This is a genomic window from Hathewaya massiliensis, from assembly GCF_902143515.1.
GTDB lineage: Bacteria > Bacillota > Clostridia > Clostridiales > Clostridiaceae > Hathewaya > Hathewaya massiliensis.
The window spans coordinates 498,970-522,696 of the sequence record NZ_CABFVD010000001.1 but is presented as its reverse complement, the minus strand read 5'-3'; the positions used below and the strand labels follow the sequence as shown (position 1 = coordinate 522,696).

General features: G+C 28.1%; 19 protein-coding genes and 1 pseudogene. 15 read left to right on the top strand and 5 right to left on the bottom strand.

Translation table 11 applies throughout. The features are described from left to right. From FNZ64_RS02470 to FNZ64_RS02440, 7 genes and pseudogenes are all read left to right on the top strand, one after another. On the top strand, nucleotides 1–654 hold the full coding sequence (locus tag FNZ64_RS02470) for a DUF4391 domain-containing protein (RefSeq protein ID WP_142413288.1): 654 nt from the start codon (nucleotides 1–3) through the stop codon (nucleotides 652–654). Further along, on the top strand, nucleotides 641–2,545 hold the full coding sequence (locus tag FNZ64_RS02465; protein WP_142413287.1) for a site-specific DNA-methyltransferase: 1,905 nt from the start codon (nucleotides 641–643) through the stop codon (nucleotides 2,543–2,545). The genes FNZ64_RS02470 and FNZ64_RS02465 overlap by 14 nt, the downstream gene beginning before the upstream one ends. Nucleotides 2,546–2,557: 12 nt before the next feature. After that, nucleotides 2,558–5,692 (top strand): type III restriction-modification system endonuclease, encoded by a 3,135-nt coding sequence (locus FNZ64_RS02460; RefSeq protein ID WP_142413286.1) that lies wholly within the window; start codon nucleotides 2,558–2,560, stop codon nucleotides 5,690–5,692. 167 nt (nucleotides 5,693–5,859) lie between these two features. After that, nucleotides 5,860–6,045 carry a hypothetical protein gene (locus FNZ64_RS02455; protein WP_142413285.1) on the top strand — a complete coding sequence of 62 codons (186 nt, stop codon included), beginning with the start codon at nucleotides 5,860–5,862 and terminating at the stop codon, nucleotides 6,043–6,045. Beyond that, entirely contained in the window at nucleotides 6,042–7,595 is a 1,554-nt protein-coding gene (locus FNZ64_RS02450) for a recombinase family protein (RefSeq protein WP_142413284.1), read from the top strand. Before FNZ64_RS02455 ends, FNZ64_RS02450 begins: the two co-directional genes overlap by 4 nt. Before the next feature lie 102 nt (nucleotides 7,596–7,697). Further along, on the top strand, nucleotides 7,698–9,446 hold the full coding sequence (locus FNZ64_RS02445; protein ID WP_142413283.1) for an RNA-binding domain-containing protein: 1,749 nt from the start codon (nucleotides 7,698–7,700) through the stop codon (nucleotides 9,444–9,446). Between the two features lie 63 nt (nucleotides 9,447–9,509). Continuing rightward, nucleotides 9,510–10,328 (top strand): annotated as a pseudogene (locus FNZ64_RS02440) (mannose-1-phosphate guanylyltransferase); the annotation flags it as partial. 204 nt (nucleotides 10,329–10,532) lie between these two features. Here FNZ64_RS02440 and FNZ64_RS02435 read toward each other — a convergent pair. After that, the gene (locus FNZ64_RS02435) at nucleotides 10,533–10,856 is read right to left on the bottom strand and encodes a HesB-like protein (protein WP_142413281.1); all 324 of its coding nucleotides are present in this window, start codon (nucleotides 10,854–10,856) and stop codon (nucleotides 10,533–10,535) included. 374 nt (nucleotides 10,857–11,230) lie between these two features. Beyond that, complete coding sequence (locus FNZ64_RS14995) at nucleotides 11,231–11,365, bottom strand: hypothetical protein (protein ID WP_279233254.1); 135 nt, start codon at nucleotides 11,363–11,365, stop codon at nucleotides 11,231–11,233. A gap of 541 nt (nucleotides 11,366–11,906) precedes the next feature. On the opposite strand from FNZ64_RS14995, the gene FNZ64_RS02425 reads away from it, so the two are divergent. Together FNZ64_RS02425 and FNZ64_RS02420 are read left to right on the top strand one after the other, a co-directional pair. Next, a complete protein-coding gene (locus tag FNZ64_RS02425; protein ID WP_142413279.1) occupies nucleotides 11,907–13,214 on the top strand; it encodes an APC family permease in 1,308 nt (435 codons plus the stop codon). Between the two features lie 172 nt (nucleotides 13,215–13,386). Further along, nucleotides 13,387–14,217 carry a class I mannose-6-phosphate isomerase gene (locus FNZ64_RS02420; RefSeq protein WP_142413278.1) on the top strand — a complete coding sequence of 277 codons (831 nt, stop codon included), beginning with the start codon at nucleotides 13,387–13,389 and terminating at the stop codon, nucleotides 14,215–14,217. 170 nt (nucleotides 14,218–14,387) lie between these two features. Here the strand turns inward: FNZ64_RS02420 and FNZ64_RS02415 are convergent, their stop codons facing one another. Continuing rightward, a complete protein-coding gene (locus tag FNZ64_RS02415; protein ID WP_142413277.1) occupies nucleotides 14,388–14,531 on the bottom strand; it encodes a small, acid-soluble spore protein, alpha/beta type in 144 nt (47 codons plus the stop codon). Between the two features lie 259 nt (nucleotides 14,532–14,790). Between FNZ64_RS02415 and FNZ64_RS02410 the strand changes: the two genes are divergently transcribed. From FNZ64_RS02410 to FNZ64_RS02400, 3 genes are all read left to right on the top strand, one after another. Beyond that, entirely contained in the window at nucleotides 14,791–15,810 is a 1,020-nt protein-coding gene (locus FNZ64_RS02410) for a LacI family DNA-binding transcriptional regulator (RefSeq protein ID WP_142413276.1), read from the top strand. Nucleotides 15,811–15,977: 167 nt separating this feature from the next. Then, a complete protein-coding gene (gene galT / locus FNZ64_RS02405; RefSeq protein WP_142413275.1) occupies nucleotides 15,978–16,961 on the top strand; it encodes a galactose-1-phosphate uridylyltransferase in 984 nt (327 codons plus the stop codon). A 98-nt stretch (nucleotides 16,962–17,059) separates the two neighbouring features. Beyond that, complete coding sequence (locus FNZ64_RS02400; RefSeq protein WP_142413274.1) at nucleotides 17,060–18,226, top strand: galactokinase; 1,167 nt, start codon at nucleotides 17,060–17,062, stop codon at nucleotides 18,224–18,226. Between the two features lie 174 nt (nucleotides 18,227–18,400). Here FNZ64_RS02400 and FNZ64_RS02395 read toward each other — a convergent pair whose 3' ends face one another. Beyond that, complete coding sequence (locus FNZ64_RS02395) at nucleotides 18,401–19,528, bottom strand: glycosyltransferase family 4 protein (RefSeq protein ID WP_142413273.1); 1,128 nt, start codon at nucleotides 19,526–19,528, stop codon at nucleotides 18,401–18,403. A 124-nt stretch (nucleotides 19,529–19,652) separates the two neighbouring features. Here FNZ64_RS02395 and FNZ64_RS02390 point away from each other — a divergent pair, with 124 nt between their 5' ends. Genes FNZ64_RS02390 through FNZ64_RS02380 form a run of 3 tightly spaced genes read left to right on the top strand, consistent with a single transcriptional unit; the run spans nucleotide 19,653 to nucleotide 22,495 of the window. Further along, complete coding sequence (locus FNZ64_RS02390; protein ID WP_142413272.1) at nucleotides 19,653–20,660, top strand: CotS family spore coat protein; 1,008 nt, start codon at nucleotides 19,653–19,655, stop codon at nucleotides 20,658–20,660. Between the two features lie 23 nt (nucleotides 20,661–20,683). Next, complete coding sequence (locus FNZ64_RS02385; protein ID WP_142413271.1) at nucleotides 20,684–21,445, top strand: hypothetical protein; 762 nt, start codon at nucleotides 20,684–20,686, stop codon at nucleotides 21,443–21,445. Nucleotides 21,446–21,457: 12 nt separating this feature from the next. Further along, the gene (locus FNZ64_RS02380) at nucleotides 21,458–22,495 is read left to right on the top strand and encodes a CotS family spore coat protein (protein ID WP_142413270.1); all 1,038 of its coding nucleotides are present in this window, start codon (nucleotides 21,458–21,460) and stop codon (nucleotides 22,493–22,495) included. Between the two features lie 20 nt (nucleotides 22,496–22,515). On the opposite strand, the gene FNZ64_RS02375 is transcribed toward FNZ64_RS02380, so the two are convergent. Then, on the bottom strand, nucleotides 22,516–23,637 hold the full coding sequence (locus FNZ64_RS02375; protein ID WP_142413269.1) for a glycosyltransferase family 4 protein: 1,122 nt from the start codon (nucleotides 23,635–23,637) through the stop codon (nucleotides 22,516–22,518). Between the last annotated feature and the right edge of the window lie 90 nt (nucleotides 23,638–23,727).

The following is a 23,727-nucleotide window of genomic DNA, read 5'->3' as shown; positions in this document are numbered from 1 at the left end:
ATGTTTCAATTTAATAGCAAGACCTTAGTTAATAAAGAATTTAAGTTAAAAGAAATATTAAAAATGATCAATGCAGATAAAAATTTAAAGAATGACGCCTCATGCATTAAAAAGATTACTCTAAATAATGTAATTTCAGAAGCTACTTTAAATATAAAATCTGATAATTTCTGTAAAGAGATATTTATTTTTAAAATAGATTTAGAAGAAAAGAGAATTCCACTTGAGTTTATAAAAGTCTTTAATAGATTTATGGACATACATAATTATTTTATTTTTAAATGCGAAGGCAAATTTAAGGAGTTATGTATTCATAGATATGTTGAAAATGATTCTATAAAGTTTGGAAATATTTACGAAAGCAAATGGAAGCAGGAAGAATTAAAAGAGTTACCTTATTGTATAAAGATAAGAGAAATTTATGATAATTTAATTTTTAATCTAGTGGATTTAAAACCTAATGAAAATGAAGAGTTAACTTGCTTTTTAGAAAGATTTAACAATATACAAAAGATAAAAAAAGAAATAAGTGCTTTGGAAAAGAAAGCCTTTAAAGAAACACAACCGAAGAAGAAGTTTGATATGGGGAGAGAAATAATAAAGCAGAAAGAAGTAATAAGGACATTAGAAGGGGATAATAATGGAAAAGCTTAAAATGCAAACTAAAAGTAAGGTTGATGTAAATATAGAAACAATAGAGGATTTATTTCCTAATACTATTACAGAAAGAATAAAAGTATATGATGAAAATAATAAGCCTATAGTTGAAAAAGCAATTGATTTCGATATATTAAAGCAGGAATTATCAAAATTTATAGTTGAAGGAAAAGAAGAAAGATATCAAATGAATTGGCCAGGAAAAAAAGAGGCAATATTAAGAGCTAATACACCAATAAATAAAACACTTAGACCTTGTAGAGAAGAAAGTGTTGATTTTGATAACACAGAAAACATTTACATTGAAGGGGATAACCTAGAGGTATTGAAATTACTTCAAGAAACCTATCTAAATAAGATTAAAATGATTTATATTGATCCACCATACAATACTGGTAATGATTATTTTGTATATCCAGATAATTTTGCAATGAGTAGCGAAGAATTTAGTGAATTAAGTGGACAGTATGATGAAGATGGGGATATGATTTATGATATTAGAAAAAACAATGAAAGTAATGGGAAATTTCATACAGATTGGCTTAATATGATGTATTCTCGTTTGAAGTTGGCTAGAGATTTATTAAGTGAGGATGGAGTAATATTTATAAGCATTGATGATAATGAAGTTGAAAATTTAAAAAAGCTATGTAATGAAGTGTTTGGGGAAGGAAATTTTGTAGGTGAAATTATTAGAAAAACAAAATCTATGACAGGTGATAATGCAAATGGATTTAACTTACAACATGAAAATTTATTTATATATACAAAAGAAAAAAATAATGTATTGTTAATAGGAAAAGAAAAGAGGTTTGAGAATTATTCTAATCCAGACAATGATCCATTGGGTAGGTGGTGCTCAGGGGATCCTAGTGCAAAGAGTGGAGGAGATACCACATATTTCCCTATAAAAAATCCTTATACTGATAGAGTGGATTATCCCCCTAAAGGACGATTTTGGGCATTCTCACAAAATACATTAGAAAGGTATATAGCAAAGGGGAAGATTAAATTTAAAGAAAATTACAAAGATGGAGAAAGGGGCTTCATTTTTAAAAGGTATAAAAATGAAGCATCAAATTACTTTAATCCAGTTAATAGTTTATTTCCCGTAGAAAGTGAATTTATGAATCAATCTGCAACAATTGAATTAAAGTCTTTGTTTGATAATTCAGTTTTTAATTATCCTAAGCCTACGTCTCTTTTATTAGAATTAACGAAATGCTGTACACTAAATGATAATGATATTATTTTAGACTTTTTCGCTGGCTCATCAACAACAGCTCATGCAGTTATGCAACTAAATGCAGAAGACGGAGGAAATCGTAAATTTATTATGGTACAACTTCCAGAAGCAACAGAAGAAAAATCCGAAGCATTTAAAGCTGGATATAAAAATATATGTGAAATAGGAAAAGAACGTATTAGAAGAGCTGGTAAAAAAATAAAAGAAGAAAATCCAGATAAAGCAGTAAGTTTAGATACTGGCTTTAGAGTTCTTAAATTAGATTCTAGTAATATGAAAGATGTATTTTATAGTCCAGTTGAGGTTAACCAAAGGATGATTGATAAGTTAGAAAGTAATATAAAAGGAGATCGTTCAAATGAGGACTTGTTGTTCCAAGTTATGCTAGATTTAGGTGAACTATTATCTAGTGATATTGAAGAAATTGAAATACAAGGTAAAAAAGTATTCAATGTTGGACAAGGTAATATTGTTGCATGCTTTGATAATGATATTATTGAAGAAGTAGTAAAAGAAATAGCAAAGATGAACCCATTTTATGCTGTATTTAGGGATAGTTGTTTAAGTAATGATTCTGTAGCTACTAATTTTGAAGAGATATTTAAAATCTATAGTCCAAATACAATAAGAAAGATATTGTAGGAGGATATAGATATGAAATTTAAATTTAAAATACAAGATTACCAAACAAGAGCAATAGAAAACGTTATAAATGTTTTTAAAGGTCAACCATTTAATGATCATGTTAAATATACTAGAGACTTAGGTGTAAGAGAAAAAGAAACAGAACAGGTTACATATATAAATAATGTTGAAAATGGAATGTCGCCAAAGGAAATAGAGATAAAAAATAATTATGGGGATATAGAAAATAGCCATGGGTTTGAAAATGCTAATATTGTTATTAGTGATGAAGAAATATTAAAGAATATCAGAGATATTCAATCAATTAATAACATAAATTTGTCTAATAAATTAGTTAAGCATTTAGGAAGATGCAGTCTTGATGTAGAAATGGAAACCGGCACAGGAAAAACTTATGTTTATATTAAGACAATATTTGAGTTAAATAAAAAATATGGTTTTAGTAAATTTATTATAGTTGTACCTTCTATTGCAATAAGAGAAGGGGTAAAGAAGACTTTTGAAATAACACAAGAACATTTTATGGAGCATTATAATAAAAAAGCGAGATATTTTATTTATAATAGTAAGAATTTAAATAATCTAGATAACTTCAGTAGCAGCTCAAATGTTAATGTTATGATAATAAATGCCCAAGCTTTTAATGCACGGGGAGCAGATGCTAGGCGTATTTATGAAAAAATAGATGAATTTCAAAGTAGAAGACCTATAGATGTTATAGCTGCTAATAGACCTATTTTAATAATAGATGAACCACAAAAATTAGGTGGAAAAGCCACACAGGAATCTTTAAAATTATTTAATCCATTATTTTGTTTAAACTATTCTGCAACTCATACTAAACAGCATAATCTTGTGTATGTGTTAGATGCATTGGACGCTTATAATGAAAGATTAGTTAAGAAGATAGAAGTAAAAGGTTTTGAAGTGAAAAATTTTAGAGGCACAGAAAAATATTTATTTTTAGATGATATTATTATTTCTTCCCAAAAGCCACCAAGAGCAAAGATAGAGTTAGAGATCAAATATGTTAAATCAATAAATAGAGAAACACGCATTTTTGATGTAGGAGATAATCTTTATAGTGCATCAAAGGAAATGGAACAGTATAAAGATAATTTTGTTATAAATGAAATAAATCCAATAGATGGGACTGTTACATTTACTAATGGATTAGTTATTTCTAAAGGAATTATTGTTGGGGATATTTCTGAAAAAGACATGAGGAGAATTCAAATAAGAGAAACCATTGCTTCACACTTTGAAAAAGAAGAAACATTATTTAATAAAGGTATAAAGATATTATCTCTTTTTTTTATTGATGATGTAGCTAAGTATAGAGTTTATGATGAAAATGGAGAAGAGATTAACTCTGAATATGCAACAATTTTCGAGGAGGAATATACAAGCATTTTAAATGAGTATATTACTTTATTAGATACTCCATATGTTAATTATTTAAAAAGTATTGATGTGAAAGATACACATAAGGGTTACTTTAGCATTGACAAAAAGACAAAAAGAATAGTAAATTCAACTACAAAAGGAAAGAGTACAGAAAGTGATGATATTACTGCTTATGATTTGATACTAAAAAATAAAGAGCGATTATTAAGTTTTGATGAACCTACTAGATTTATATTTTCCCATTCAGCTCTAAGGGAAGGATGGGATAACCCTAATGTATTTCAAATCTGTACTTTAAAGCATAGTGATAGTGCAACTCAAAAGCGTCAAGAAGTAGGGAGAGGTCTTAGACTTTGTGTTGATCAAAATGGTGATAGGTTAGATTTAAATTATCCAGGAATAGATAAGGATACTATTCATAATGTAAATAAGTTAACAGTTATTGCAAGTGAAAGTTATAAAGATTTTGTAGAAGGATTACAAAAAGATATTAGACAAGATTTATATGATAGACCTAAGAAAGCAACGATAGAATATTTCATAGGCAAGAAAGTTTTAACTAATGATGAAATAGTAGAAATTAATAAAAAACAAGCTAATGTAATTCATAATTATTTAGTTAGAAATGATTATATTGATGATGATGACAATATAACTGAAAAGTATAGGGTAGATTTAGAAAATAAGTGCATGGCTTCTTTGCCTGAAAATTTGGTTTCTATTTGTGATGGAATACATAAAATAATTCAAAGTGTATTTGATGAAAGTGTATTAAATAACATGATGGATAATGGAAATAAGCCTAAAGTTAAAGAAAATGAACTTAATGATAATTTCTATAAGAAGGAATTTCAAACATTATGGAAATATATTAATCATAAGTATGCTTATACTGTTTATTTTGAAAGTGATGAACTTATAAAAAATGCAATAAAGAATATTAATAGAAATATGTTTGTATCAAAATTACAATATACTTTATCTCAAGCTGAACAAAAAGAAAATTTTGATGTTAATGAATTAGAAAGAGGTAAAGCTTTTAAGAATACTTTAACTAAAACAAAGACCCTGGATCATTCAGAAATAAGTGGAGTAAAGTATGATTTGGTTGGGAAAATTTCAGAAGGAACCATATTAACTAGAAAAACAGTAGTAAAAATACTAAAAGGAATTGAGCCTAATATATTTTCCATGTTTAAATATAACCCGGAAGAATTTATAGCAAAGACAATTAAATTAATTAAAGAGGAAAAAGCCACAATGATAGTTGATCATATTAGCTATAATGAAATTGAAGGAAGTTATGATAGTAATATCTTCACAGCAGAGAATAAAGGAAAAGATTTTTCAAAAGCATTTTTAGCAAAAAGACATATTCAAGATTACGTATTCACAGATGGAATTGCAGAAAAGAGTATAGAACGTAAATTTGCTGAAGAGCTTGATGGGGCAGATGAAGTTTGTGTTTATGCAAAACTTCCTAGAACTTTTCAAATTCCAACTCCTGTTGGGAATTATTCACCAGATTGGGCAATTGCATTCAAGGAAGGCTCAGTAAAGCATATCTATTTTATAGCAGAGACTAAAGGAACTATGGAGAGTATGCATTTAAGAAAAATAGAAGAAGCTAAAATAGCATGTGCTGAAAAATTATTTAATGATTTATCCACTAGTCATGTTAAGTATCATAAGGTAGATAGTTATCAAAAATTATTAAATATAATGGGTAAATTATAGTTAAAGTATAACTGCAAAAATTTGATTACTGTAATTTAATGGGTTGAAGTAATGTAGAAATACTAGGTTAAAGAAAAGCCTAGTATTTTATTATTAGCAAATATAATCATATACAAAGGATATAATAAATAGAATTCTTATATAAGCAATAATTACGAGGGATTAAATTGACGAAGATCCAAACAAAAATTAAATTTGGTAGGGAAAACTTGGAGAGTTTAATCGATGAAATAGTTAAAGATAAAATATACGAAGTAACAAATAGGCTGAAAAATGGAGAATTTGAGTTCTATAATCAAAAAGAAAACTATCCATCCACCAATACAGATAAAAAGGTGGATGAAACAAAATGAGAAAAGTTTGGAATGTAGCAATATATGCAAGGGTTTCTACTGATAAAAAAGAACAGAGTGAATCTATTCCAGCGCAAGTGGGTAACTTAAAAAAATGGCTTTTAGAAAGATCTAGAGATGATAAAGAGGCTGTATATAACTTGATTGATGTTTATGAAGATCAGGGGATGTCAGGATCAAACTTTGATAGAGATTCATTTATTAGAATGAAGGGAGACATTGAAGATAAGAAGATTAATATGGTGCTTACAAGGGACTTATCTAGATTTTCAAGAAACTATGTTTTAGCAGGGTATTACCTAGAGGATTATTTTAAAGTTAATAATGTAAGATTTATATCTGTTTTGGATAATGTAGATACAGAGAATGAATTTAATGATATTATTCCCTTTAAAAATATTTTAAATGAAATGTATATTAAGGATTGTAGTAAGAGGGTAAGAAGTGCATTAACAGATAGGATGGAGAGAGGTTCATCTATTGCTAGTAAACCACCATACGGATATAAATTTGAAGAGTATTATGAAGGAAATCAAAAGACTATAGTTTTAGTTCCAGAAGGAGGAGAAACTACAGAAGTAGTTAAAGAAATTTTTTCTTTGTATATAAGTGGATGGGGTGCTGGTAGGATAGCAACCCACCTAAATAAGAAAGGAATAGAACCACCCTCTGCAAGGCTTAATAATTTTAAAAGAAAAAAGTTTGGTATTTGGACCAATAATACAATATTTTCAATCCTCAAGAACCCTAAATATGGTGGATATATGGTACAGCAACGTTGGAGAAAAGTAAGTTATAAGGTAAAAAAAATAAGAACCACAGAAGAGCATGAATGGATATTTGGGGGAGAGTTTGAAGGTATAATAGATAAGCAAACTTTTAAAAAGGTACAAAAACTCCTTGAAGAGCGAAGTAATGGATATAGGTATAAAAACGGAGTTCTTCATCCGTTTTCAAGGACATTAAAATGTGGAGATTGTAAGGGTTCAATGACCTATAGGGCAAAATATAAAGGGTATAAATGTACTAATAGTCAAATGGGAGGACAGAGGTGTACTGCGCATAGTGTAAAGGAAGAATATTTAACAGAACTTATAAAAACCAACTTAAAAGAAATCATAGATAAAAATATAAATAAGGACCAATATTATGATTCGGTAAAAGATATAAGTCTAGGTAATAATTTTGAAAAAGAATTAGTCACAGTTGAGCAGCAGTTATCCACATTAGATGGTAAATTTCAAAAACTATATGAGGATAAGTTAATGGAAGTAATTACTGAAAGAAACTTTAGCAATATGGTTGCAGTTATTCAAGACAAGCAAGAAAAACTCCTTAAAAGAAAAAAGGAATTAGATGAAATACTTATGAAAGATGCAGATACTAATGATATATTACAAATATATAAGGATGAAATAGAAAAAGTATTGGAAGTAAAAGAAATAGATAGGGCCTTAGTAGAAACTTTAGTAGATAAAATTATTGTAACAGAAAACAAAGATAAAAAAGAAAAGACTGTAGAGGTTTATTTTAAATTTAGTAAAAACTAATTCAATGATTTAATAGCAAGTTTAAAAAGAAATAGGATTTGGTATAATGAAGATAGATATTTAATTAAGAATTGAAAATTTAAATTTAAAAGAGGTGATGATATGGAGTTCGATATTTACACATTAGTAGAAAATGATGAAATAGAGTGTAAAGAGGCTTTAGGTGGATTACCTAAGGACTTATGGGAGACTTATTCAGCATTTGCAAATACTAATGGAGGAACAATTTTCTTAGGGATAAAAGAAAAGGCGGGTAAGTTTTTTGTTACTGGAGTTAAGGATGAAGAAAACATAATTAAAGACTTATGGGACAACTTAAATAATCCTAAAAAGGTAAGTGCCAATATATTAAGTAATAATTCAATAGAAACACTTACTATTGAAGGTTCTAAGGTTATAAAAATAAATATACCTAAGGCTGATAGAAAAGCAAGACCAGTATATATAGGTGAAAATCCATTTAATGATAGCAAACATTCAGGTACATTTAGGAGAAACTATTCAGGAGATTATAAATGTTCAAAAGAAGAAATAAAGAGAATGCTTGCGGATCAACTAGAGGAGTCTCAAGATAGTTTAATATTAGAAGGTTTTGATATAAGTGATTTAAATCAAGATACTATAAATAGTTTTAGAAACAGATTAAGAGCTATAAAGCCAAGTCATCCATGGGTATCTCTTGATGATAAAGCTTTTTTATATAAATTAGGTGCTTATGATAAAGACAGAAAAACGGGTAAAGAAGGAATAACTGCAGCAGGGCTTTTGATGTTTGGAGAAGATAGAGCCATAACAGATGAATTCCCTAAGTACTTTTTAGATTATAGAGAAAAGATATCAGAAGAAGTAAGATGGGATTACAGACTTATATCATCAGATGGAACTTGGAGTGGAAATATATTTGATTTTTATTTTAAGATTATAAATAAAATAACGGATAACCTAAATGTACCGTTTAGAACTATTAATGGAATAAGACAAGAAGATACAAGAGTGCATGAGGCAGTAAGGGAAGCAGTTGCTAATGCATTAATACATGCAGACTATAGACTTCCAAGGGGAATAGTAATTGAAAAAGGAAAGACCTACTTTAAATTTAGTAATCCTGGAAATTTAAGAATAACAAGGGAAGAAGCATTAAAAGGTGGAGTAAGTGACCCAAGAAATGAAAATATATTTAAGATGTTTAATTTACTAGGTATTGGAGAACGTGCAGGTTCAGGACTTGAAAATATACAACTAGCATGGAAAGAGCAACAGTGGTTAGCACCAGATTTGGAAGAATTATACGATCCAGATAGAATAGTATTAACATTAAGAACAATTTCAATGTTACCAGAAAGAAGTATAATGCTACTTAAATCTGCATTGAAGAATAATTATAATGAACTAAGTAGAGAAGAAGTTATGGCACTAGTAGCAGCACATCAAGAAGAATATGTTACTAATAATAGGCTTCAACAATTACTTGATACGCATGCAAGAAATAGCAACAAAATACTATCGTCTTTAGTGGATAAAGGTTATTTAGAGGCTGATGGAATAGGTAGAGGAACCAAGTATTATTTAACAGAAGTATTTAAAAATCTTAGCAATGAAAATATAAATGAGATAAATAATGATGAGTGTTATAAAAAATCAGTTGTATTAGGAGAAGATGAAAAAAAGGTGTTAGATTATATAATTGAAAATAAATTCATAAATACTAAAATATGCATTAGTGAGTTAGGTTTTGGTAGAACAAAGAGTAAAGAGATTTTTAATACACTAATACAATTAGATAAAGTAAAAAGAATTGGAATAGGATCGAAAACTAGATATGTATTAATAGATTCAAATGTAGAAGAATAAAAATGACCGGTCGCGACCTTCAGTGACCTATGAAAATTAATAAAAAAGACCCTTATCGTCTATAAGGGGACTGCTACATGTATAGGTCTTGCAGCAGTAAAGTTTTTAAAGAAAGATAAAGATGCAACTATGATAGTTTTACCATCGGATCATCATATAGAGGGTGATAAGATGTTTGTTGATACTATAGAAGAATCGGTAAGTGTAGCAAAGAGAAAAAGGGGACTTGTTACCTTAGGCATAGAACCTACTAGAGCAGAAACTGGTTATGGATATATTGAAATGGGTGATAGGATAGATGGAAAGATACCATCATATAAAGTTGATAGGTTTTTAGAAAAACCTAATATAGAGGTTGCAAAAGATTTAGTTTCAAAGGGGACATATCTTTGGAACAGTGGTATGTTTGTTTGGAGAGCAGATGTATATTTAAGGGAAATGGAAAAATATTTAAATAAAATATACAAGGGATTAATGGTTATATATCAAAACTTGGATACAGAATCAGAGGAGGAAACTATTAAAGAACAATACAATTTAATAGAGGGTATTTCTGTGGATTTTGGAGTAATGCAGAAAACAAGAAAGGCCTATGTTATTAAAAGTAGTTTTGGATGGGATGACATAGGAAGTTATGTTGCCTTAAGTCGTTTTATGAAAAATTTCCGAGGAAATAGTGTAAAAGGAAATGTATTTATGGAAGAATGTGAAGAATGCTCAGTTTTTACTAAAGATAAACTAGTAATAGGATTTGGAGTTAGTGATTTAATCATAGTAGATACGGAAGATGTAATCTTGGTTATGGATAAAAATAAAGATCAAGAAATAAAACATTTAGTTAATATGTTAAAAGAGAATAGGGAATATGATAAATATATATAAAAGAGCATGTACTGTATGACAAATGAGTATATATTTATAATAAAATGTGCAACTCAATAAATATATAGTAAAAAGAGCCTCTTCCATAATGCAATATACAGACTTAAACAACAAAAAAACCATGTATAAATGGGAATGAAAAACCCTTGTATACATGGTTTTATAGTGAATTAGTAGATATCAATTTTTAAACAGCTTCTTTAATTAGTTACATCCTGAACAACTTGAGCAACCACCAGCTGGAATTTCTGTTTCTATAGATAGTCCGCCATATCCATTTTCATCACTAGATTTAATTTGTAATACACCAAATTCTAAGTTTATGTCCTTTTGTACAAGGAAGGTCATATCCTGTACTTCCTCTACTATATCGTCCTCTTTTTTCTCATCTAATACAAGTCCAAATCTAGGACCACTACATCCCATACCTGATACTACAATTCTAACAACATTAGCATCAATTTGATTATTTTTTAAAAGTTCCTTTAATTCTTTAAAGGCATTTTCACTTATTTTAACTGCTGACATATATATCCAACCTCACTTTTATTTAATGACTATCCGACCTAATACTCACATCCCACTATGTGAAGGTGACTCCTACCAATCAAAGATTTGGACTATCTGATTTCTTTAAAGTGTTATTAAAGAACAGCTATGTCTTGGGATAAAGTTTTCTAAGTTTTAGTAGGAGCAAAAATTTCTTATGAATTTTAGAAATTTGTTTATTAGATAAGAAGTGTTATTTGATAAAGCATATCAAATAATATTTATAAATATATCATATTATAAATAAGATTAACTTTCAATAGAAAAACATAGTATTAGATTTTTTAATAGAAGAAAGAGGCTCTATAGATTATATAGAACCTCTTTTAAAGTTATTTGCATATTTTTAAAAATTACTTACAACTTGAACAGCTACTGCAGCCGCCTTCTGCTTTTTTTTCTGGTTCAATAGATAGTCCGCCATATCCATTTTCTTCACCAGATCTAATAGCTAAAGTACCAAATTCTTTATTAATATCATCTTCCACAAGGAAAGTCATGTCTTCTACTTTTTCTACAATGTCATTTTCTTTTTGTTCATCCAGAACAAGGCCAAAGCTAGGGCCTCCTCAGCCAATACCTGATATAACTATTCTAACAGTATCGGTTTCTATTTGATTATTTTTTAAAAGCTCTTTAAATTCTTTAAAAGCTTCATTGCTTATTTTTATAGCTGACATATAATTACCTCACTTTTAATTCATTTTACCTTCAATAATGAAAGTAAGTATTATATAAAAACATTTATTAGTTAATAAAAATAATTATTGATTCTCTGTATATATATATTAGTATAAATAAAACTAATTTTCAAGAGGTAATCTATTGAATTTATCTATAATTAATATTTCGTAGATAAAAAAGTATATAAAAGAAATGATATTTAGAAAACCTTTCAAATAAATAACATACTCTTTCATTTTATACAAAAAAATATTGAATAGTATTAAAAATATGATAGAATTATAGTAATAAAATTAGATTCAATATATAAAATGTACTTTAAAGTCGAAAAAAATGGAGGAAAACATGGAAGAAAAAAATTTAAAAAAATCTATTTCTTTTTTAAATGCACTAACCTTAGTTATAGGCACTATAATAGGCTCAGGAATATTTTTGAAGATAGGTGTAGTTTTTAAAAATTCGGGATCTTCATTTATGGGATTAATGGCATGGGTTATTGGTGGAGTCATTAGTCTCTGTTCAGCTCTAACTATTGCAGAGGTTGGGAGTGCAATCCCTAAAACAGGAGGATTATATGTATATTTAGAGGAGTTGTATGATGAGAAGTTAGGATTTTTGTTTGGATGGGTACAAACTATAATAGTATGTCCAGCGTCCGTTGCAGCCTTAGCGATTGCTTTTGCTAATTTTGGAGTATTTTTTCTTCCCATGACTAATACACAAATTAAGATTTTTGCATCAATAGTGCTTTTAGTAGTTTTAGGATTCAATGTTATGGGAACAAAGTATGGAGGGATTATACAAGTAGTATCTACTTTTGGTAAATTACTTCCTATTTTAGCTATTGTAACTATTGGCTTTTTTAAGGGTACGGTTGGAAATGCAATTTCTTTAAGTGATGTTTCAATAGGTGCAGGTTTTGGAACAGCTATATTAGGAACTTTATGGGCTTATGATGGATGGATTTATGTTACTAATATGGCGGGAGAATTAAAAAATCCAAAGAAGGATTTGCCTAGGTCTATAATAATTGGGGTTACTTTTGTAATTTTTATATATGCTATTTTTAATTTTGTGTTATTAAAAATAATTCCTTTTAATGAAATAATAGCAACAAGAGAACCTGCAGCGGATGCAGCTATAATACTATTTGGCAAGGGTGGAGCTATCTTTGTAGTTTTAGGCATAATGGTATCTGTATTTGGTACACTAAATGGATATTTAATGTCTGGTGGAAGAGTGCCTTTTGCTATGGCAGAAAGGGGACAACTTCCTTTCTATAAGTTTATTTCTAAGGTTCATCCAAAGTTTAATACTCCTAGTAACTCTTTAATATTAGAGGCATTACTTGCAGTTGGATATATCTTAAGTGGAAGTTTCAATAGATTAACTGATATGATAGTTTTTGTTCTTTGGATTTTCTTTACTTTAGGAGTTTTCTCTATATTTATATTAAGAAAAAGACATAAAGATAAAGAACGAACTTACACAGTGCCCTTATACCCCATTACTCCTATTGTTGGAATATTAGGTGGGCTATATATTATTATAAGTACTATTAATAACGATACTATAAATTCTTTAACGGGAATAGGGATAACTTTGTTAGGACTTCCTGTATATTATTTTTTAAGGTATAAAAAACATAGATAATAACAAAACTATTAGTATAAAAATTTCGATTCCTTTTGTAAAAGCACTAAAACTAAATATAATAACGAAATATTGAAAGAATTAATTCATTAAAACAACAAAACTATTAACATAATAAATACTCCTAGAATACTTTAATAATAAAAGTAGTTTAGGGAGTGTTTTTACAAATATGAGAAACTCTATATTGAAATTAAATGCGGTACACAAGTGCAAGCCATGGGGTTTTGAGGATTGGAATTTATGTTGTCATAAAGAGGGAGTATCTAATATAGAAAATAAAGATATAAAAGAAAAAAATTTATGGAGATATTTAAACTATGTGGATTTCCCTATACTAATAAAAAATATTATGGCAATTAATAAATTATCAATTCAAGTCCATCCAACACAAGAGTTTGCAAGAACAGTAGAAAAAGATAATGGAAAAAGTGAATGTTGGTATATTTTAAATGCAAAAAAGGATGCCTATATTTATTGTGGTTTAAAAGAAGAAATATCTTATAATAAGCTAGAAGATATATTAAAGGGTGGAGAAATAGAAAATTACGTTAATAAAATAAGAGTTAAAAATGGAGATTTTATATATATACCAGCAGGAACAATTCATGCAATTGGAGAGGGAATAGAATTATTAGAAGTACAACAAAATAGTAATATAACTTATAGAATACATGATTATGGAAGAGGTAGAGAACTTCATATAAAAAAGGCGCTTAATGTTATTGATCTAAGAAAAAATCTAAATATTAATATAATTGAGGATTTTGAGTATTTCAAAAATATGGAGTTCTCTATAGAGAAAATCAAGGTTAAAGAACAATCTTTACTGGAAACATTAAATAATTTAAACTTTATATTTGTTCTAAGTGGGGAGGGCCAAGTAATAGATCTAAATTCAAGGGAAATAATAAGTTTAAAGGAAAAAGATAATATCTTAATAGATAAGAAAACAAATTATGAGCTGGTTGGAGACTTATGTATATTAAAGGTAGAGATATAAAAAAATATATAGTATTAGAACTGCTTATATTTAATTTTAACATTGATGTTATTTTTAGAAATATAGCCAAGTATATAATACCTACCACTTATTTTACAGGAGGTAGGTATCATATATTTTTATAATTTACTGTGTAAAATTTAGCACTTTTGTGCTATGGTAAGTTTATCTTACTTTTCTTTGCCTAATTTTTTAGATTCATTATTTACTCCGATTTCATTGGCAGTTTCCATTTGCATCTTCTTTAATTCGGATTTTGTTTTTTGACTAGATTTTTTATTATCTTTACTATTTTTATTGTTCTTATGTGACATAATTCTACATGCCTCCTTTTGTTAAATTATAATATTAGTATAGCCTTAAATAAAAAAAATATTATTGTAAAATATGAAAATAGCATGTAAAATGTTTATTTTTTAAATAATTATAATAGAATAAAAAAAGATATTAAATAAAGAATAAAAATATATTGATATAACTTATATATTATTGAAAAATAAAAAATAATCTGATAATATATATGTAATAAAAATACTTTATTGAAAATTCGAAAAATTGAGAGGGTGACTATAGATGCCAGTAACTATAAACGATGTAGCTAAGGAGGCTGGGGTTTCCATAACCACAGTATCTAGAGTTTTAAATAATAATTATCCAGTAAAAAAGGAAACTAGAGAAAGAATAGAGGAAGCAATAGAAAAGCTTAACTATAGACCCAATATTATGGCAAGAGGATTAATAACAAAAAGAACATCTGTAATAGGAGTAGTAGTTCCTGGTATTACAAATCTTTTTTTCTCTACTATTGTAGAAAGTATTGAGAATGCTATAAAACAATTTGATTACAGTATTTCCTTATGTAATACTGGTGGAGATAGTAAAGAGGAGAAGAACTTAATAGAAGATATAATATCTAGGCAAGTGGATGGAATTATTGTAATAGACCCTTCTTTAGATAACTTGGAAAGTGGATATTATGAGGAAATATCTAAAGATATACCTATCATTATTGTAAATGGTTTATGTGAAAGTAATTCATGTAATTCTGTTTGTTATGATGAAAAAAAAGGTACTTTAGATGCCTTTAAATATTTATTAGATTTAAAACATAGGGATATATTATTTATAAGAGGAAATAAAAGTCTTTCATATAATATAAAAGAAGAAGTATATAAAGACATAGTAAGTGAACATAAATTAGATTATTGTGAAATATTAAATGTAGGTGATGGAAATAGCATACAAGTTGTTCACCAAACAGAAATAGAGTTTGAAAATTTATTAAAAAGTACAAAAAGACCTACAGCAGTTTTTGCCTGTAACGACCTTATGGCTATAGGTGTTTTAAATATATGCGCTAAGCTTGGGATAAGTGTTCCAGAGGACTTATCTATTATAGGATTTGACAACACGCTTTTATCTAGTGTAACTAGACCTAGATTAACCTCTGTAGATCAAAATATGAAATTAGTAGCTATTGAAGCAGCTAGATTCTTAATGGATATGATAAATCAAAAGAATAAAAGAACTGTAAAATTAAATCTTCCTACAAAGCTAATTTTAAGGGAAAGTTGTGCAGAGAATTTAAGATAAGTAAAAAAGTGATTTCATAAGGTACTGATGATGAAATTATTTTTAATCAGTGCTTTATGAATTTTTTTGTTTTACTTAATTATGAAGATTATGATATAATAATATAAATATATTGTTTATAGAGTTATTGAATAGAAAAGGTTTTCGCAGATAAAGGGGGATTTTTTATGGCAGAATTAAGATGGAATCCATTGTTAAAGGATTGGACAATGGTAGCATCTCATAGACAAAATAGACCTCAAATGCCTAAGGATTGGTGTCCATTTTGTCCAGGTTCAGGAAAGGTTCCAGAGGATTTTCAAGTTTTAAAGTATGATAATGATTTTCCAGCACTAAGTGAAAATCCACCAGAACCAGATAAGGTAGGAAGCGAATTATATAAGACAAAAAAGGCATATGGAAAATGTGAGGTTATTCTTTACTCTAAGGAACATAATGCTGTTTTAAGTGAGCTTTCTGTAGAGCATATTAAAAAGTTAGTAGATCTATGGTCTCTTAGATATGAAGAATTATCTAAGGATAAAGAGATTAAATACATATTAGAATTTGAAAATAGAGGGGAAGAGGTAGGAGTTACTATGCCACACCCTCATGGACAAATTTATGGGTATTCAGTAATGCCTTTAAAAATACAGACAGAATTAAATTCTTGTAGGGAATACTATGAGGAGAATAAAGAATGTTTAATTTGCAATATGAATAGGGAAGAAATTAGTTTTAAACAGAGAGTTGTAATGGAAAATGAAGATTTTATTGCATATATACCTTTTTTTACAGACTATCCTTATGGAGTATTTATAGTATCAAAGGATCATTATAGTAAGATTACTGATTTTAATGATAGAGTAAAAACTAATTTTGCAGATATTTTAAAGAAGGTTTCGGGAACCTTTGATAGCTTATTTAATAGAAGATTTCCATATATGATGTGTATCCATCAGGCACCAGTTAATTCACCTGAGTATGGAAATTATGATGAATATTATCACTTTCATGTAGAATTTTATCCACCATTAAGATCAGCAGATAAGATTAAATTTAATGCTTCCTCTGAAACAGGAGCTTGGGCTGCTTGTAATCCAAGGGCTGTGGAAGATACAGCAGAAGAACTAAGAGAGGCATATAAAAGATTTTCAGAAACCATTATCTAGGGACGTAGTTGCTCTTTACTATGATTTTAAAGATGGTAATATTAGGGCGGATAGTCATGGATACAAAGTAAAATAAAACATTATAGAGGGGTTAGGGTATGAGCTTAGAAGAACTTAAACATAAGTTTATAGAAATATTTGGACAAGGTATAGGAGAAATTATTTCTTTTCATTCTCCAGGAAGAATAAATTTAATTGGAGAACACATTGACTATAATGGAGGGCTAGTTTTTCCCTGTGCCTTAGATTTTGGAACCTATGGACTTGTAAGAAAAAGAAATGATAGTAAAATAAACTTTGTTTCAACTAATTTTGATTTAAGAATTACTGATGATATAAATAATATAGAATATAAAAAAGAAGATGATTGGGCTAACTATCCTAAAGGTGTTATAAAGGTAATGAAAGATAAAGGTTTTAGGGTAGGCGGAATGGATATTTTAATCAGTGGTGATATACCAAATGGTGCGGGGTTATCCTCATCTGCATCCTTGGAAGTTTTAATTGGATATATGGTAAATGTACTTTTTAATGAGGAAACTATACCTATGATTGAACTTATCAAAATCTCTCAAAAGGCAGAAAATGATTTCGTAGGGGTAAATTGTGGTATAATGGATCAATTTGCTGTAGGCATGGGAAAAGAAAATAAGGCTATTTTATTGGATTGTAATACTTTAGAATATAGTTATGCAGATTTAGATTTAAAAGATTATACCTTAGTACTTATTAATACAAATAAAAGAAGAGCTTTAAATGAGTCAAAATACAATGAGAGAAGAGAAGAATGTGATAAGGTTTTAAATATAATTAAGTCTCAAAAATATTTTAAGAATTTATGTGAGATATCTAAGGATGATTTTCAAAGTTATAAAGAGTTGTTAGAAAGTGAAGTTTTAAAAAAGAGAGCAAAACATGTAGTATATGAAAATGAAAGAGTTAAAGAAGCATATAAAGCCTTAAATGAAGGTGATTTAAAAAGATTTGGACAGCTTTTAATTGAATCACATAATTCTTTAAGGGATTTATATGAAGTTACAGGTAAGGAACTAGATACTGTGGTAGAAGAGGCTTTAAAAGTTGAAGGGTGTATAGGGGCTAGAATGACTGGAGCAGGCTTTGGAGGATGTGCCATAAGTATAGTTAGAAAAGATAGGGTTAAAGACTTTATGGAGGTTGTGGGCAAGAATTATAAAGCTACCATAGGTTATGAACCAAGCTTCTATTTAAGCGGAATTGGAAATGGTACAAGAAAGTTAAGTTAATAGTAAAAGGGTACTTAAATTCTAAGAGGATTAATAGAATCATAGAATTTGGTACCCTTTTTATATTGGCTATGTTAGAGGGAAATGTTGATATGAAAGTCACTTTAAATTGCTCATATGTGATTGCGTAACCATAATATCAACAAAGAGGCTATATATTTAGTAAGAATATTTTTATATTTTAAAATTAGTATAAACTTTATTATAAGCTTCTAAAGTTAATTTTGCTGTATTTTCCCATGAGAATTTTTTAGCTCCTAGTAGAGAGTTTTTTCTTAAGTTACTTCGCAGATTAGTATTATTTAATACCTTTTCTATAGAGTGTTGAAGCTCTTTTACATTATAAGGATCTATTAATATACCATTATCCTTAACTACTTCTGGAATAGATGAAAGATTAGAGGATATAACAGGAGTTCCACAACTCATAGCTTCCAGTGGAGGAAGACCAAAACCTTCATAAAAAGAAGGATATACAAAAAGTGAGGATGCATTATAAAAAATAGGTAATTCAATTTCAGGAATAAAGCCAGTAAATATTATTTTTTCACTCATACCTAAAGAGTCCGCAAGTCTAACAAGAGGACCATCACTATCTCTATATGAACCTAAAATAAGTAAGGAAAAGTCTTCACCTAAGTTTTTATATGCCTTAGAGAAGGCTTGTATTAGAGAGTGAACATTTTTTCTATCGCTAAAACCACCTACATATAAGGCGAATTTACCCTTTATATTGTATTTTTCTTTAATGTAATTAGAACATGAAATCCTGTCTAAAGGCTTAAATATCTCATTTGCAGCAAGAGGTGTTACAAATACTTTATCCTCATCTATGGGAAAAAACTTTAAAATATCTCTTTTAGAAAACTCAGAAACAGTTAAGACACCATGAGAGTTTTCTATTATATAGGGCATTTCTTTTAAAAATTTATTTAAATAACCATCCCCAACAGTTTCAGGCATTACGTAGGGAATTAAATCGTGAACTGTAACAAACTTTAAACAATTTATATTTTCTGAAAGACCTATGCCGTTTTGTGGAACATGATATATGTCTATTTTTTCATTTTCTAAGTTGTTAGGAAAATAATGCTGTTGAAAAAATCTGTGATGCTTTTTTGAACACATTACAAAATTTGTGTTCTTATGTTCATATTTTTCATATCCTAAACCTGACCAAAATAAATTATAGTAATTTTCATTATCTAAATTTAAAAGGTTTTTTAGTAGATTATCTGTATAAGTTCCTATACCAGTGCCATGGTACCAATTTATGCCCCTACAGTCTATGGCAATTTTCATAAAATCACTCCCTAAGATTATGACATATATAATAGTATATTAATCTTTTATTAAATTTGTGCAATCACAATAGATTAATACTAGTCATATATTGAAATATAGCAATTTATAGGGGACTAAATTTATGTTTGAAGATATAAAAAAAATAGTAGAAAAAAACTATGATATAAAGGTAGATAACATTAAAAAGGTGAAAAATGTATACAACATAGAGAGTGATAATAAATATTTTGCATTAAAAGTTATAAAGTATGAGTTTCCACATTTTCTTTTTATATATAAGGCTATGAAGCATCTTCAAAGTAATGGTTATAATAAAATACCTGAATTTATTCCCACAAAAGATGGCAAAGAATATATTGAGGTTTTTAACAATTATGCATATTTAAATCCTTGGATGGATGCAAGAGAAAGTAATTATGATAATTTTTTTGATATATATAAATCTACCATAAATCTTGCGGAACTTCACAAAAAATCAGAAGGATTTATAGTGACAGAGGATATGAAACCAAGAATAGGATGGCTTAAATGGATTGAAACTTTTAAGACTAGGAAAGATGAGATTTTTGATTTTAAAAGAAGAATAGATAAAAAACCTAAGAAGAGTGAATTTGATATAGAGTACGAAGCTATTATGGAAGGTGAATTAAAGAGATGTGATGAGTCTCTAAATATTTTAAAAAACAGCTTGTACGAGGAACTTATGAAAAAGGAAATGAGGAAAAATGGATTTTGTCATCATGACTATGCTAATCATAATATTTTAATTGGTAGAGATGAGGATATATACCTAATAGACTTTGATTACTGTATATTAGATACTCATTTACATGACTTATGTAGCTTATTAATAAGAAGGATGAAAGATGGAAAATGGAGTATATATAATGCCTTAGATATCCTAAAAGTATATGGTGAAATCTATCCTATTTATAAGGAAGAGATACCGGTAATGGCAGGATTTATGAATTTTCCTCAAATTTATTGGCAATTAGGCATACAGTATTATTGGGAAGAGCAACCTTGGAATGAGGAGTTTTTCCTAAAAAAATTAAGAAAATACATTTTAGATATAGAACAAAAAGAAGAGTTTATTAAGAAATTTGAAAAACTAAATGTTTTTAATTAATGCTAAGAAAGTAGGGTGAAGAAATGGGTGTTGCTTCCTTAGATTTTATAGAATATCTTAATAATAATAATATTAAGGTAGTAGATTCTTTTGAAAATAAGGTTGATTATAAACTTAATATTACTGAAGATGAGGTTTTAAAACAACTAATATATTTAAAGGAGTTTCATAAGAGGTCTATGGGATTTGAAAAGCATTTAAGAAGTAGGTTAAGTAATAAAATAGGAAGAGAAATAGAAGAATACAAGGTAAGTCTTAGAAGATTTACTAAGGATATAGAGAGAATATGGAGAGAAGGAGCAACAAATGATTTTGAAAAGACTTTAAGTTATATAGGTGAGGATTATATTAATAGAGGAGAAAAAGCCTTAGAAATTGTAAATACTTCTTATTATGTTGAAATAATCTTAAGAAGTATGAGAAGAAAAGAAGTATGTCTTCAAAATTTGTGGATAAATAATTTAACTTTAGAAAATAACACTGTGAAAATAAAAGAAGTAAAAGAAATATGTTACAACTTGGTTGAAATGGATCTTATATATTTAATAAAAAAGTTAAGAAGAGAAGGGCATGAATTAGATTGGAGATATATATGTAAGAAGTTTTGCGACCTAGAAAACATAGATGATCATAGTGAAGATTTTATTATTTCTTTAGCATCTTATCCTACACAAGTCATGAGATGTTGTGATAGATACAGGGAAAATAAGAAAAATTGGTCCTTTGAAAAATATGAAAAGAAGCTTAGAAAGGCTATGAAAGCGGATGGGAAAAGCCTAATATAAAGGAGTGTTTTCATGATTGATATAAAGTATAAAGATAGAGATTTTCTAAAAGATTATTCTCTTGATATAGATTTATTTAGAAAGTTTAATCTTCATATTAAGGATGTAGCCCCTATTAGAAAGGTCTTTATAGTTTCATCAGAGGAAGGAGACTTTATAATAAAAAAATTAGATTATGAAGCAGAAGATTTAGAGTTTATTAATAGGGGGTTAGAGTATGTAAAAAGTAGGGGATTCGAAAGAACCTTTTCTTTTAGAAAAAATTTAGATGGCAATATAATAGAAACTTATAAGGGGAGCAATTATTGTATTATGAATCTTATAAATGGAAGAGAAAGTGTATACAGTAATCCAATTGATATTGCTCTAGGTACTAGAAGTTTAGGGTCTCTTCACAGTAGTTCTAAAGGGTTTTATCATAAGTTAGAGAAAAGGGATTTTAGGGGAAAGCTGATAAATAAACTAGAGAATGAAATTCATGAAATAAAATTATTAAAAGAGTTAGTTTTAAGGTATCATAATAAAAAAGAGATGGATGAGATATTTTTAAATAATGTAGATTATTTAATAAAGAAAGGAGAGGAAAGTGTAAATTTACTAAAAAAATCACAGTATCATAAATTATGTGATACAGAGAATGCTGTAGCATTTTGTCATCATGATCTTGCCTATCATAATATACTTATTAAAGATGAACAAGCTTACTTTATAGACTTTGACTACGCTATTATAGATTTAAAAGTACATGATATTGCTAATTATATATACAAAGTAGTAAAAAATTTTGCCTATGATATAAATAAAGCTACTTTTGTTATAGACAATTATAAGGAAGTGTATACCTTAAAGAAAGAAGAAATTGAGGTTTTATATGGGATGTTATTGTTCCCTTATAAAAGCTTTACTCTATTTAAGCATTATTATTTTAGACAAAAAGACTGGGAGTATATTAGCTTTTTAGAAAAAGTAAAAAACAAAGTAAGCTGTATACAGGAAAAAGAAGAATTTATGGAAAGATTTAAAGAAATATATTTAATTAATTATAATTAATAAAAACTGCTGATAATATTTCAGCAGTTTTTATTATAGACTTTTTTATAAGCTTCTAAGGTTAAGGAAGCAGTTTTTTCCCAGGTTAATTCATTAGCTCTGCATAATCCTCTTTTGCTTAGCTTATTGCTAAGTGAATTATCACTTAAAACTTCATACATTTTTTCACAAAGCATAAAAGAATCTTTAGGATTAATTAAAATAGCGGCATTTTTAAGAACTTCTGGCATAGAAGTAATATTAGAACTTATTACTGGAACCCCACAAGCCATAGCTTCTATTGGAGGAAGTCCAAATCCTTCATAAAGTGAAGGATAGACAAATAGCTCAGAAGCATTATATATATAAGGCATATGTTCCATTGGTATAAAACCAGGGAAAACAACATGGGATGCTAAAGAAAATCTTTGAACTTCTTTTTTATAAAATTCATAGTTAGAATCTTTTTTTCCAGCTATAACAAGCTTTATGTTTTTATTATACTTTGTTTTTAATAATTCAAAAGCTTCAATAATTCTAACTATATTTTTTCTATGACTTAGGCCTCCAATATAAAGTATGAAAGGATCACTTATACCATAGTTTTTCTCTATTAGTTTTTTACTATATAGTTTATCTAAAGGACGATAAATTTTTTCACTTGCTAAGGGAGTTACAAAAACTTTATCTTCGGGATAATTAAAGGTATTTACAATATCTTGTTTAGAAAAATTTGATACGGTAATTACTCCATCAGATTTTTCTAATATTGGAGGCATTGTTTTTTGAAATAACTTTAAAAACTTTGGATTAACTGTTTCAGGAAGTTTACAAGGGATAATGTCGTGTAATGTTATTATATAGGGGCATTTTTTAGGATTAGGCATACCTATTCCATTTTGAGGAATATGATATAGGTCTATATCTAAAGAAGAAATACAATTTGGGTTCCTTACTTCATCCCAAAAATTTTCTTTCTTGTTATCCTTAGAAGCAATTATTTCAATGTTTTCGTAATAGGGGAAATTTATATTTTGTGGCATATGAACATAATAATAATAACCTGGTATTTTGCCAAGAAAGTTAATGAGTTCATAAGTATATGTTCCTATGCCAGTTCCCCTATACCATTTAGCAGCTCTTCCATCAATACCAATTTTCATAATAAAACTCCTTATTTATGAATATAATTTATTATATTAATAGAATCATACTTTTGTTAGTAATGAGGTATAAAATCTTACTTCTAAAAT